Source organism: Nostoc sp. (assembly GCF_036917615.1).
Lineage (GTDB): Bacteria > Cyanobacteriota > Cyanobacteriia > Cyanobacteriales > Nostocaceae > Nostoc.
This window is the reverse complement of sequence record NZ_JBALCZ010000034.1, coordinates 1-13,260: the sequence shown is the minus strand read 5'-3', so window position 1 is coordinate 13,260 and position 13,260 is coordinate 1. Positions and strand designations below refer to the sequence as shown.

Genomic DNA, 13,260 nt, shown 5'->3' with positions numbered 1-13,260 from the left:
CCTTAGTCGTTAGCCATTTTTTACTAATGACTAATGACTAATAACTAATGACTATTAAGCTGATTCTGGTTTCGGTAGTGAAGATGGATGTATTATCAGTTCGGCAGTCGATCGCTTCTCGACCATTTCCCGTGTTACTGTGCACCGTGTCACATCCTTACGAGACGGTAACTCGTACATTACATCCAGCATCAGTTCTTCAACAATGCCCCGCAGCGCTCTAGCACCAGTTTTACGGCGGTAAGCTTCTTGAGCGATCGCTCGCAAAGCATCTGGTTTAAAATCTAACTGGACATTATCCATCTTCAGCAGCTTTTGGTACTGCTTCACTAAGGCGCTGCGTGGTTGGGTAAGAATCGCCATCAGCGCTTCTTCATCTAGCGGTTCTACTACTGCTACCATTGGCACGCGCCCAATAAATTCTGGAATCATGCCAAATTTTACTAAATCATCTGGTTCTAGATGGCGGAGAGTGTCTGCTGCTCGTTTCTCCTTTGATTGACCTTCTCCCGGTTGCACAAAGCCTATTGCTTTTTTGCCAACTCTCTGATCTACAACCTTTTCTAAGCCCACGAAGGCACCACCACAGACGAACAAAATATTACTGGTATCAATCTGGATGCAGTCTTGATAGGGATGCTTGCGCCCTCCTTGGGGTGGTACATTGGCGATCGTTCCCTCTAACATTTTCAGCAAAGCTTGCTGCACGCCTTCGCCAGAAACATCGCGGGTAATTGACGGGTTCTCGCTCTTACGAGCAATTTTGTCAATCTCGTCAATATAAATAATTCCCCGTTGCGCCTCCTCTATATCCAAATCTGCCACCTGCAACAGTCGCAGCAAGATATTTTCTACATCTTCTCCCACATACCCCGCTTCCGTCAGCGTCGTAGCATCGGCGACGGCAAAGGGTACATCCAGGATTTTCGCTAGGGTTTGCGCTAGGAGAGTTTTGCCGCAACCAGTCGGACCAATTAACAAAATATTGGACTTTTGCAGTTCTATTGCATCATCCGCCCCAGCTTTGCCACTGGCTTTAGACTGAATGACTGCCAGCCGCTTGTAGTGATTGTAAACAGCTACTGACAGCACTTTCTTGGCTTCGTCTTGACCAATGACGTGTTCGTCTAGATACTTTTTAATCTCTCTTGGCTTGGGTATTTGATTAAACGAAATACTAGAAGAGTGGGTACGCCGTTTTTGAGGTGGTTCTGCTCTTGGTGCTGGTTGTGCTGCCGCACCATTGGTATCGAGTAACTCCTCGTCTAGTATTTCATTACACAAGTCAACGCATTCATCGCAGATGTAGACTCCCGGCCCCGCGATTAATTTACGCACCTGCTCTTGAGACTTGCCACAAAATGAACATTTTAAATGGGAGTCGTACTTAGACATACCAGCCTCTTATTTCAGAATGGTGACGTTTTCCCCTGCTATGGGAAGATTTTGCCTGGAAATGACCTGATCAATCAAACCGTAGTTTTTCGCCTCTTCTGCCGACATAAAAAAGTCGCGCTCAGTATCTGCTTCAATTCTTTCTAAGGGTTGACCAGTATGATGAGCCATTAACTGATTCAACTTAGCCTTAACGTAAAGAATTTCTCTGGCTTGAATTTCAATGTCAATGGCTTGACCTTGAGCGCCACCAAGTGGTTGGTGAATCATAATCCGGGAGTCGGGCAGAGACATTCGCTTCCCGGCAGCCCCTGCTGTCAACAAAAATGCCCCCATGCTCGCGGCTAATCCAAAACAGATGGTAACAACATCAGGGCGAATTTGTTGTATTGTATCATAGATTGCCATCCCTGCGTAGACCGAGCCGCCAGGAGAATTAACATACATTTGGATGTCTTTTTCTGAGTCTTCGGCGTCTAGGAATAATAACTGAGCCACAATTGAGTTGGCAACAGCATCGTCTATCGGCGTTCCCAAAAAGATAATCCGCTCTCGCAGCAGGCGGGAGTAGATGTCGAAAGCCCTTTCTCCCATGCCAGATTGTTCTACCACCATCGGCACGATGTTGCTAGGGCTGCTCAACTGGGAGTTAATATTTATTTGACTTTGGTTGCTGATGGGGTAATTTCCCGACTGCGATACAAGCATACAAGCTTTCTTTGACGATAATTGAGGACAAATGTTTCAGCAGCAGATGCTGCCTTTTCGACAAATGGGATTTTTAGAAGTTACGTATTAACCATTATGCCTCATATAATTTCCTCTCGTGTAACACAGTATCAAGCCCAGGCGATAACAGGTGTCACTATTTGCTGAAAATTCATTAATTCTTTAATTATTCTGCCTTCATCCCTGAGTTTTGAGGAGTTAAAACTCAAGAGGCAGTGGTCTTTTATCTCCTCCTGCTCCCTCATTTCCCTTACCTTACCCATTTCACCAGTACTTTAACTCAGAACTGGTGAACTGATGGCTGTGGGATTTTTTATTATCCTTCTGTGACTTCTGTGGAAGCTTCGCTGTTTTCTTCCTCAGTCTGAGGTGCATCAGCATCAACATCAGATTCTGCGTCTTCCGTTTCCTCTGTGGGACTCAAGGAACCTTCGGGTACAAGTTCAACTGAGGAGTGTTCTAAGAGCCAATTGATGATTTTTTCGGTTAACAGTTCCTTTTCCACAATTGAGCGCAGTTTATCTTCATCAACGTCTTGTTCCTCCGGGTACTCTTGTAAAAGTTCTGTGACTCTGGCTGCGATTTCTTCTGGTGTTACCTCGATAGATTCGCGTTTCCCGACTTCCCGTAAGGACAAGGAGCGTTTGATGCGTTCAATTGCCTCAGTGCGCGATCGCTCCCGTAACTGAGGAATAATATCTTGAGTAAACAACTTTCTTACATCCAATCCCTGCTGAGACAGCCGCATTGCTGTTTGCGTTAGCATTGCATCAACTTCTTGCTCAATCAATGTTGCTGGTAAGTCAACTTCTACGTGCTTGAGCAGTTCCGTTAACAAGGCTTCCTGCTTATTTGTTTTTGTTTTGTCGTCCGCCTCTTTTTGATATTGCTCTACCAGAGAGGCGCGTAACTCCTCCAGGGTTTCAAAATCGCTGATTTCTTGGGCGAAATCGTCATTTACTTCTGGTAATTCCTTTTCCTTGAGTTCTTTGAGCCTCACTGTGAAAGTTGCCGCTTTTCCAGCTAAATCTTCATTAGCATAGGGAACTGGGAATTGCGCCGCAATTTCTCTGGTTTCTTCTGGATTCATCCCCACTATTCCCGAAATAAAGCCTGGAATAAACTTATCTTCCTGCAACTCAACTTGAAAATCAGTTGCTTCGGCTCCAGGAATAGGTTCTGGTTCGGCTGTTTCGTCTTCGCCCTCAACTTTGGAGAATACACCTTTAAAATCGACTACGGCGATATCACCGATTTGGGCTGCACGTCCTTCCACAGGAATCAATGTCGCCAATTGTTCACGTTCCTTGTCGAGGCTATTGTCCACTTGTTCTGGATCGTACTTGACTTCTTCAGCCTTGGCTTGCAAATCACTGTACTGCACTAGATTCACTTCTGGTTCTACATCGACAGCAGCCAAAATCGTCAGGGATTTTCCAGGTTCATAATTCTTAATCAAATCCTCAAAGGAGGAGCGCAATTGCGGCTGGCCTATTGCCGCAATTGCTTCTTGTTTGACTGCTTGCTCAATGCCATCTTGAATTAGTTCTTCCAGCGCTGCTGCCTTGATTCGAGTAGTACCCAGCCGTTGTAGCAATATCGGCCGAGGCACCTTGCCTTTACGAAACCCAGAAATATTGGCAGTACTCGCTAAGTTTTTAATGACCTGTTCGTAAGTTTGCTTGGTAATTTCCGGCGTAATCTCTATTTCCAGGCCAATTTGGCTGGCGGGAAGTTTTTCCTGGGTAACTTTCATGCTTCGTCTCTAGTTTTCTGGTATTTTATACTCCGAGTACACACAAGACGCAATAAAATAATTGTTTGCGTTTATGGCTTGATGTCTCTTAGGGGCAATGGGAGTTTGCCAAAAGGTCTTATGACATCCAAGGATGGATGTTTGTCCTGGGGCAAAGATCCAGTTTACTGCCAATGACCAAGGACTTGACATTTTACCTTCAAAACAATTAGTTAATGGGGGCATTGGGCATTGGGCATTTGTTCCCTCTTACCCCTCTGCTTCTTCCCCACTCCCTAGTCACTCTCAACTTAGGAATTAATTATTCAGCGGGCTAACGCCGTGATATCCTGGTTGTCAGCGAGTGGTTAGTACTCCCAAGTTAAAGTTATAGTATTGAGTCTAGCTATTATTAAGTTGTGGTACGAGAGTGCATCTGTTACCTAACCGCATAGCTCAGTTTTATCCTGTAGTGGTTTTATGCATTTCGATCCTAGTATATTCATCATCTTGGTAAGCAACTTTGCAGCCAAGACGTTTATTCGCCTTACAGATGGGATGCCTGTTAAACGTCTAAGTGCAGATATCTCCATTTTTCTGCTAAATGGCGGTTTGTTGTATAATAATATATAGTATAAATCGATGGAAAAATTGGATAGCCATTGTTGTAGAATGCAACATCACTTAACTTAATTAAATAGGCAAGAAAGTAAATGTATTAGATATATAGAGATAGACTAAATTAGAAAAAAATCTAAATTTATTCAAAATGTATTTCCAGATTGCGATCGCCATTTAATATAAGTAAATTGTAAATTGTTCCCAGAAATTGCACATATAATCTCTGAAAGGAGGAAGCGAGTTTGTCTAAATCCTATCGTTTAGCTATTTTAGGGGCCACTGGTGCAGTTGGCACAGAGTTGCTGGAATTATTAGAAAGCCGTAATTTTCCTCTTGCTGACTTGAAGTTATTGGCATCAGAACGGAGTGTCGGGCGCTCGCTGCGGTTTAAAGGCGAAAATTTCCCAGTAGAGGCAGTTAGCGATCGCGCCTTTGAAAATGTAGATATAGTACTGGCAAGTGCAGGTGGTTCCATATCCCAAAGTTGGGCAGCAGTCGCTGTCGAAAAGGGCGCAGTGGTAATTGATAACTCCAGTGCCTTTCGGATGAACCCGGAAGTTCCCTTAGTTGTACCAGAGGTGAATCCACTAGCCGCAGCTAATCACCAAGGCATTATTGCCAATCCTAACTGCACAACAATTTTAATGACTTTGGTAGTATGGCCATTGCATAAAATTAAACCAGTGCAACGCATCGTCGCCTCAACCTATCAATCTGCTAGTGGTGCTGGTGCTCGAGCAATGGCAGAAGTCAAAACTCAAACAAGCGCTATACTACAAGGACAGACACCAGTTGCCGAAATATTGCCTTACCCATTGGCATTCAATTTATTCCCGCATAACTCACCATTAAACGATTTGGGTTATTGTGAGGAAGAAATGAAAATGGTCAACGAAACCCGAAAAATATTTGGCACACAGCAAATCAGAATCACTGCAACTTGTATACGGGTTCCCGTACTCCGCGCTCACTCAGAAGCCATTAATTTAGAATTTGAGACTCCCTTTAGTGCAAAGGAAGCCAGAGAAATTTTAAATTGCTCCCCCGGAGTGAAATTGGTAGAAGATTGGGGAACTAATCATTTTCCGATGCCAATTGAAGCAACGGGTCGAGATGAAGTTTTAGTGGGAAGAATTCGTCAGGATATTTCTCATCCTTGTGGCTTAGAATTATGGTTGTGTGGCGACCAAATACGCAAAGGCGCAGCATTGAATGCAGTACAAATCGCCGAGTTGTTGGTAGAAAAAAATCTACTCAAATCCTCTAAGGCATACGTTTCAAGCTGGTCAAGAGTCAAGGATAAAAATTAATTATTTTAAACTTTGGACTTTTGAAAAAGAGTAAATGTGCAAATCACTATTGAAAGCAATTTGCAAATAGGTTATTACAAGAGAAAACCACCAAGATACAAAAACATGGGTAATCAGGAGTGAAAAAAGGGTGGGAGATTTTGGCAATGTTTTAACCGCTATGATTACGCCGTTTAAAGCAGACGGTAGTGTCAACTATGATGTAGCGGCAGAACTGGCAGCGCATCTAGCTAACAACGGTACAGATACATTGGTGATGTGCGGCACAACAGGAGAATCCCCGACGCTAAGTTGGGATGAGGAATACCAGCTGTTTGTCGAGGTATTGCAATCCGTGGCAGGAAAAGCCAAGGTGATCGCAGGTTGTGGTTCAAATTCCACTAAAGAAGCGATCGCTGCTACCCAAAAAGCGTCTAAAATAGGAGTACATGGTTCCTTACAAGTTGTTCCTTATTACAACAAACCGCCACAAGCGGGATTGGAAGCGCACTTTCAGGCAATAGCACAAGCCTGTCCCGACCTACCATTGTTGTTATACAATGTCCCTGGTCGTACCGGACAAAACCTTCAGCCAGAAACAGTTGCCCGGTTAGCTGAGGTTAGCAATATTGTCGGGATTAAAGAATCCACTGGTAATATAGATCAGGCAAGCGAAATTCGTCGCTTAACACCAAAAGAATTCCACATCTACTCTGGTGATGATTACATGACTTTGCCCTTGTTAGCGATCGGGGCAAAGGGTGTGGTAAGTGTGGCTTCTCATCTGGTAGGAAACCAACTACAGCAGATGATCCAAGCTTTTAGTGCGGGGAAAATTGAGGTAGCAAGCGACATTCATCTCCAACTCTTCCCGTTGTTTAAAGCTTTATTTCTCACTTCAAATCCCATTCCAGTGAAAAAAGCACTGAAACTTCAAGGTTGGGAGGTTGGTTCAACTCGTCCACCGCTATGTGAAGCCGATTTAGAAGTAAGTCAAAAGTTAGAAGCGGTTCTGAAAGAACTTAGTTTAATCTAGCCACCATCTGGTTAAGCGCTGTTAATCTGCTGCTTTCTAAAGATACATATAAACAATGGTCATAATTGTTCATAAGTTGCAATTTAAAAATCTGTGTTAGGACTGATAGACATACTATAAATTCTTCAGTGTACAGTCGATTTTATTGAACAAAAAATTGAAATCTTCAATTAAAACTTGATTGCTTTGGGACTGAATTAAGAGACAAATGATGTTGTCTTAAATACAAGTTCGTTAACTATCAACTAAATTAACCACAAGTAACAATCTAAGGAGAAAATGGCTAAAAACGAAGCTAATAATTCCGCCTTGAAAATTATTCCTTTGGGCGGTTTGCATGAAATTGGAAAAAATACCTGTCTTTTTGAGTATGACGATGAAATTATCCTGTTAGATGCCGGATTGGCTTTTCCTACTGAGGCGATGCATGGAGTAAATATTGTTCTGCCAGATACGACCTATCTGCGGGAAAATCGCCACAAAATTAAAGGGATGATCGTTACTCACGGTCATGAAGACCATATTGGCGGGATTGCTTTTCATCTCAAGCAATTTGATATCCCAGTGATTTATGGCCCCAGACTAGCAATGGCAATGCTAGAGGGTAAATTAGAAGAAGCAGGAGTGCGTGATCGCACAGAAATCAGAACAGTTCTACCACGTGATGTGGTGCGGATTGGCAAAAACTTTTTAGTGGAATATATCCGTAACACCCACTCCATTGCTGATAGTTTCACTGTTGCGATTCATACTCCTCTTGGTGTAGTCATTCACACCGGGGATTTTAAAATTGACCATACCCCAGTAGATGGTGAAAAGTTTGATTTGCAACGCCTAGCAGAACATGGCGAAAAAGGCGTCCTTTGCCTCCTAAGCGATTCCACTAACTCAGAAGTGCCAGGATTTACACCTTCCGAACGTTCAGTTTATCCCAATCTGGAGAGAGTATTTAGTCAAGCCACTGGGCGATTGTTCGTTACTACCTTTGCTTCTAGCGTGCATCGCATCAACATGATATTGGATATCGCCAAGAAGCAAAACCGTGTAGTGACGATTGTGGGGCGTTCCATGCTCAACTTGATTGCTCATGCCCGCAATTTAGGTTACATCAAGTGTGACGATAATCTGCTGCAACCATTGCACGCAGTCCGCAATCTACCTGATGAGAGAGTATTAATTTTAACTACAGGTTCTCAGGGCGAAACGATGGCAGCAATGACCCGCATCGCCAACAAAGAACACCCTCACATCAAAATCCGCGAAGGAGATACGGTAGTATTCTCTGCTAACCCAATTCCCGGAAATACGATCGCTGTAGTCAACACCATTGATAAATTGATGATTCAAGGTGCAAAAGTGATCTATGGGCGGGACAAAGGGATTCACGTCTCCGGTCACGGCTGTCAGGAAGAACAAAAGCTGATGATTGCCTTAACTCGACCCAAGTTCTTTGTGCCATTTCACGGCGAACATCGGATGCTAGTGAAGCACGCAGAAACGGCTCAGAGTATGGGCATTCCCGCAGAAAACATGATCATTATTCAGAATGGTGATATTGTCGAACTGACTGAAGATGCGATTCGCGTCGCTGGTAAAGTACCATCTGGTATCGAATTGGTGGATACTACTAGTTCGGGTATGGTAAGTGCCAAAGTTTTACAAGAACGGCAACGCATGGCTTCAGAAGGCATTATCACCATCGCAGCTGCCATTGATTGGAATGGTAAACTGTTGGCAAAACCAGAAATTCACCTCCGGGGTGTAGTGACAAGTGTAGAGCGATCGCTCCTACAAACCTGGGTAAAACAACGGATTGAAGAAATCTTAACTGTGCGCTGGACAGAATTTGCTCCTGGCGAAGGTCAAGCAGCAGATATAGACTGGGGTGGATTGCAAGGAACTTTAGAACGAGAATTGCAACGTTCCATCCGCCGCGAACTGCAATGTCAGCCATCTGTGACTTTGTTGATGCAAATCCCTGATGAGCCACCTGTGAAAGTTGCTGATGGGAGAAGACGCCGGACTCGGACTGCTGCTCAGGTAGCATCATAGGGTAAGATAACAATTTAACGCAGAGGCGCAAAGACGCAGAGTTTATCTAACGTCTTTGCGCTTTGGCGTGAGATAGAGTCTTTTATCATGGGTATAGAACTTGTCTATAGTTCTTGGAGGCGATCGCTATGACTAAAATACCAACAAAAATTAATACTCTTGAGGAATACATCAATTTTGATGATGGCACAGACAAGCGCTATGAAATTGAGGATGAGGTGCTGGTAGAAATGCCTCCTGGTACTGGCAAACATGAGGCGATTATCACCCTACTGTTAGTTCGCTTTTTTTTAGAAATTCAAAAAATGGGACTGCCTTTACAACCGCGTCCTAACGGTACAGAGGTGCTGACTAATAAACAACTTAGAAGACCTGATATTTGTGTGATTACCAACGAACAGGCAAAAAGTATTGAAAGTACTTCGGCTATTCTCAAAACTGCTCCACCACTTTTAGTTGAAGTGGTAAGCCCTGAATCTATTGACCGGGACTATAATCAAAAAACCTCTGAGTATGCAGCTATAGGTGTGGTCGAATATTGGATTGTTGACCTTCTGGAAAATAAAATAACGGTGTGTTTGCTAAATCAGGGCAGTTACAAGCAATTTGTGTTTGCTGGAAACCAACAGATTGTTTCTCAAATATTCCCAGAATTAACCCTAGCTGTTCAGCAGATACTTTTAGCTTAATTAATATTGTTCATAAATCTCTCAGTTTTCTACACCTGCGTCTACAGATGAACGAAAAAATACATCTGAGGTATAAAGTTATGTAAATAATTAAGTAGGTGGGTGGAGGAAAACCCAAATGTGTAAAGCAATGTTAACAAGGAGAATAATTGTTAAATTTGAAACGTTCTGTACGGTAACTATTTTGTTCTCCTCTAGCATCTATCCCATCAATAACTGCATAAGCTAGGTCTAATTCATCATCAAACATCTGTCCAGAAATTTCATGTTTTTTAAGTTGTTGCCACTCTAGTTCAATTCTATTCATCTCTGAACAATATTTAGGCAGAAAGAAAATATATAAACCAAGACTTTCCCACTTAGTCCAATATTCTCGTACTTCCAGAGATTTATGTATAGAACCATTATCTTGAACTATGACTCTTATCTTTCCATTAGCCTTGAGTTCTTGCTCTGCAAGAATCACCTCACATTCCATCATCTTAATATAAGATTCACTCGTGATGCTGCCAATAACTAAGCCATAAATGAAACTTACTAACGGCTGAAATAAGCCAAGAATACTCAATCTTTTCCGACGTCGTTTAGTTTGTTCTAATCGCTTTTGTTCCCCGACTGGATAATATGTATAACCGGGTGAACACCACATACAAAACCCTGATTCAGCTAGATATTTTAGGTCTATTTCTCCCGCAGATGCTGCTATCTCTAGCATTTCCAAATCCGCCTGTTTAATTTCTCTGGCTAGAGAATCTTGCTTTTTTCTATGACTAATTCTGGCTCTTTTCCAATTTATCCCCTTTTTTTGAGTACCCTTCTGATTCTATCGGGACTCAACTTAATATTTCTTTCTTTCTCTAGCTTGATTGACAGTTGACGACTAAGTAGGTGGGCGTGGGTCGCTTTTGAGGCATTCTTCTAAGTAAACTATATCTTCTTCTTTCCACTTTGTGATTCCCCCTCTACCCGGCCCATCCCATAATCCTCCTAAACCTTTTTTATCCCATTTATGAAGTGTCTCTCTTACTGTTTGATCTGCCCAATTAAAGTGAACTGCTATTTTTTCCACATACCATCCGCGAGAATTTAACCTCACTACTTCTGCTCGATCTTTTACGATCTGTCAAACCGTTGTGGCTGTTCTTAACTCAAATAAAGTTCTGTCTTCTTCTTGAGTTAAGAATACCCTGAGACGTACTGGCATTTTTTATACTCAATTTTGGTAACTTACTGTATTTACTTATTGTTACACATTTTGGTTATCTCACGCCCACCTACTTAATGGGTTATAAAAATTTGCTTTCTATCTCTATCAGACATCCCAATAAGGTAAAAAAAGTTCTCTGTATAGATTCTGATATGGATTTTTTATAAAACCCCTAATCGTACCACAAAACTTTTTTGCAAGAGGTTTAGTTATTAGAGCGATCGCTCTTAATGAACCCAGAGGTATACTAGAACTAAAGTACACACTGTTAAAGGCGCTCCAAAGCGCAGATGTTCCCAAAAAGTTAGCTTGTATCCTAAATCAGCAGCAGCTTCTACAACTATCAAGTTGGCGACTGAACCAAACAAAGTCAAATTACCAGCCAAAGTTGATCCAGCTGCCAACAATAGCCAATACTTAGTGTCACCTGGAGGAACCAGGGGATGCAGCAGAAGTACAGCCGGCACATTAGAAATCAAGTTAGATAAAACAACAGTTACACCCAAAAAACTCGCAGCAGAGTTGATTGCATGGGTAAATGGCTGGAGCAAATTCAACTTTTGTGTGACTCGCGTCAGGATAAACAATCCAGAAAACATTACCAGCAGATTCCAATCCACTTTTTGCAAAATGCGCTGGGGTTTAATCCGGCGAGTAATTAGCAACAAGCTAGCAGCAACTAAAGCAGACTCCGCTAAGGGTAAGCCGACAGTAAATGCAATTAGCAGCCCAATTGTGATGACTAATGTTTTTTTAAATAAGGGTTTAAAAATACGTTGGTTGCCAACAGGTAATAGTTGGCAAGGTTTAACTGAGCGCACATCTGGGTAAAGTAGCCACAGTAATCCTACTTGAATTACCAAGCCTGCTAGGGCAACTGGGGCCAATACACGCAGAAAATCTAGATAGGAGATGCCTGAAAAGGAGCCAATCAGGATATTTTGAGGATTACCGCTCAAGGTAGCTACCGAGCCTATATTAGTTGCACCCGCGATCGCTAGTAAATAAGGAATCGGATTTAAACCCAAAGCTAGAGTCAGGCTCAAGGTTAAGGGTGTAAAAATCAACGCCAGAGTGTCATTGAGAAAAAGGGCGGAGAGAATACCACTACCAAAAGTTAAAGCAATCAACAAACCTAGAGGACTGCGAGTGATACTCAATATCACTGAGATTGATCGTCTAAAAAACCCTGCAAAGGATAGGTTGGCATTAACTACCATCATGCTCAAGAGAAATACGATGGTATTGGCATCAATGGCCTGCCATGCCTCCTGTAAATTCAGAACACCTAAAGCAATTAAAAAGGCAGAACCGACTAAAGCAATGGTGGCGCGGTTCATGCGTAAACCAGGAATGTAGCCCAATGCTAATCCCAGATAAGTTAGCCCTAAGACGCTATAAATTGCAAATTGCAGAAGAATCACTTTCTTTACCGAGACTTTGCGACGAGCGATGTTTCATGACTAGCTGCTCTACATCTACTGAGAAAACCAATCCACCCGGCTTTAAGCCGCAGCCGCGTCTACAGACTTCTCTCTACTTCTACGGCATCCAGCCAGCAATGAACAGGACGCTCTGAGGTGGGGAAGCGGGAATACGGAGAGGAAAAACCCCTACTAGGGTATAACTGATATTTATACTTAGCAAAAATACTTCCAAGAAAACCTTGTATTAAGGTTTGTAAATGTTACACTAAAACCTATCCAATGACAGATGTCTTTACTAAAATCTTAAGTATGTCAAGTTATGAACAAGATCGTAATATTACACTACCGATCCCCAGAAAATTGCGATTAACTTGACGTAGTAATAAATTAAGTTCTGACTTAAGTGGCTAATCAGGTATTACATTATATCGCAGTCAGGACGAGATTCTTCCGGGAAACTTCGTTGCCACATTGTATATATTCATCAAAAAGATGAATAGCCTCAATAACACAGGGGATTAACCATGAAGGTATTCGACAATACCACAAAAAAGATTTTTCTGGCAAGCTGGGTATCAATCAATCAAGCAGAGACTAGTGACCAGAAAGTAACCCAGCTAAACCCTTCTGTTTCCAAATCTTACTGGAATATTCTCCAACCCCTACGGCAGCGTGTAGATAGCATTCAAGTCCGCGATCGCCAACTAGCTCACCGCTTGTGCAAACTGATTCCATCTCAGTGTCCCTTTGAGCGAGATGTCAAATTATTCGGGAAAACCCTGTTTCACATTCCGCCCATGTGCAAGCTTAACCCCTTATATGACGAAGTGGTTGGTTTACGTTTCCGAGCACTGTGCTATCTAGCCGACGATTGTGGCGAAGATGTGTCGCAGTACTGCTAATACAGAGTGCTGTTAGCGGTAGCGGGGCATTTAGCCCGTGCTGAGGGAAAAGTTACGAGTAAGGAGTGAGGAATTAAAAATAAAACTCCTAACTCCTAACTCCTAACTCCTAACTCCTAACTCCTAACTCCTAACTCCTAACTCCTAACTCCTAACTCCTAACTCCTAACTCCTAACT

General features: G+C 42.6%; 10 protein-coding genes and 1 pseudogene. 6 read left to right on the top strand and 5 right to left on the bottom strand.

Annotation, left to right across the window (positions count from 1 at the left end; translation table 11 throughout):
• Window positions 1–54: 54 nt before the first annotated feature.
• The 3 genes from clpX to tig form a co-directional block, all read right to left on the bottom strand.
• Window positions 55–1,395 (bottom strand): ATP-dependent protease ATP-binding subunit ClpX, encoded by a 1,341-nt coding sequence (clpX, locus tag V7K85_RS12865; RefSeq protein ID WP_334814057.1) that lies wholly within the window; start codon window positions 1,393–1,395, stop codon window positions 55–57.
• A gap of 9 nt (window positions 1,396–1,404) precedes the next feature.
• Window positions 1,405–2,103: an ATP-dependent Clp endopeptidase proteolytic subunit ClpP gene (gene clpP / locus V7K85_RS12860; RefSeq protein ID WP_334814056.1), complete on the bottom strand. Its 699-nt coding sequence runs from the start codon at window positions 2,101–2,103 to the stop codon at window positions 1,405–1,407.
• 337 nt (window positions 2,104–2,440) lie between these two features.
• Window positions 2,441–3,880 carry a trigger factor gene (gene tig / locus V7K85_RS12855; protein ID WP_334814055.1) on the bottom strand — a complete coding sequence of 480 codons (1,440 nt, stop codon included), beginning with the start codon at window positions 3,878–3,880 and terminating at the stop codon, window positions 2,441–2,443.
• A 459-nt stretch (window positions 3,881–4,339) separates the two neighbouring features.
• Between tig and V7K85_RS12850 the strand changes: the two genes are divergently transcribed.
• The 5 genes from V7K85_RS12850 (at window position 4,340) to V7K85_RS12830 (ending at window position 9,546) form a co-directional block, all read left to right on the top strand.
• Window positions 4,340–4,492 (top strand): hypothetical protein, encoded by a 153-nt coding sequence (locus V7K85_RS12850; protein ID WP_334814054.1) that lies wholly within the window; start codon window positions 4,340–4,342, stop codon window positions 4,490–4,492.
• 230 nt (window positions 4,493–4,722) lie between these two features.
• The gene (locus V7K85_RS12845) at window positions 4,723–5,790 is read left to right on the top strand and encodes an aspartate-semialdehyde dehydrogenase (protein ID WP_334814053.1); all 1,068 of its coding nucleotides are present in this window, start codon (window positions 4,723–4,725) and stop codon (window positions 5,788–5,790) included.
• Window positions 5,791–5,920: 130 nt separating this feature from the next.
• The gene (gene dapA, locus V7K85_RS12840) at window positions 5,921–6,805 is read left to right on the top strand and encodes a 4-hydroxy-tetrahydrodipicolinate synthase (RefSeq protein ID WP_334814052.1); all 885 of its coding nucleotides are present in this window, start codon (window positions 5,921–5,923) and stop codon (window positions 6,803–6,805) included.
• Between the two features lie 279 nt (window positions 6,806–7,084).
• Window positions 7,085–8,857, top strand: coding sequence for a ribonuclease J (locus V7K85_RS12835; protein ID WP_334814051.1), 1,773 nt, complete (start codon window positions 7,085–7,087; stop codon window positions 8,855–8,857).
• Between the two features lie 128 nt (window positions 8,858–8,985).
• On the top strand, window positions 8,986–9,546 hold the full coding sequence (locus V7K85_RS12830; RefSeq protein ID WP_334814050.1) for a Uma2 family endonuclease: 561 nt from the start codon (window positions 8,986–8,988) through the stop codon (window positions 9,544–9,546).
• A gap of 133 nt (window positions 9,547–9,679) precedes the next feature.
• On the opposite strand, the pseudogene V7K85_RS12825 reads toward V7K85_RS12830, so the two are convergent.
• Both V7K85_RS12825 and V7K85_RS12820 read right to left on the bottom strand, forming a co-directional pair.
• Window positions 9,680–10,750: pseudogene (locus V7K85_RS12825) on the bottom strand (IS630 family transposase).
• A gap of 230 nt (window positions 10,751–10,980) precedes the next feature.
• Window positions 10,981–12,177 carry an anion transporter gene (locus tag V7K85_RS12820; protein WP_334814049.1) on the bottom strand — a complete coding sequence of 399 codons (1,197 nt, stop codon included), beginning with the start codon at window positions 12,175–12,177 and terminating at the stop codon, window positions 10,981–10,983.
• A 527-nt stretch (window positions 12,178–12,704) separates the two neighbouring features.
• Here V7K85_RS12820 and V7K85_RS12815 point away from each other — a divergent pair.
• Entirely contained in the window at window positions 12,705–13,082 is a 378-nt protein-coding gene (locus tag V7K85_RS12815; protein ID WP_334814048.1) for a Mo-dependent nitrogenase C-terminal domain-containing protein, read from the top strand.
• The last annotated feature ends 178 nt before the right edge of the window (window positions 13,083–13,260 follow it).

Coding starts and splice junctions, on each gene's coding strand:
- clpX (WP_334814057.1), bottom strand. CDS start 1,395: ATGTCTAAGTACGACTCCCATTTAAAATGTTCATTTTGTGGCAAGTCT.
- clpP (WP_334814056.1), bottom strand. CDS start 2,103: ATGCTTGTATCGCAGTCGGGAAATTACCCCATCAGCAACCAAAGTCAA.
- tig (WP_334814055.1), bottom strand. CDS start 3,880: ATGAAAGTTACCCAGGAAAAACTTCCCGCCAGCCAAATTGGCCTGGAA.
- V7K85_RS12850 (WP_334814054.1), top strand. CDS start 4,340: ATGCATTTCGATCCTAGTATATTCATCATCTTGGTAAGCAACTTTGCA.
- V7K85_RS12835 (WP_334814051.1), top strand. CDS start 7,085: ATGGCTAAAAACGAAGCTAATAATTCCGCCTTGAAAATTATTCCTTTG.
- V7K85_RS12830 (WP_334814050.1), top strand. CDS start 8,986: ATGACTAAAATACCAACAAAAATTAATACTCTTGAGGAATACATCAAT.
- V7K85_RS12815 (WP_334814048.1), top strand. CDS start 12,705: ATGAAGGTATTCGACAATACCACAAAAAAGATTTTTCTGGCAAGCTGG.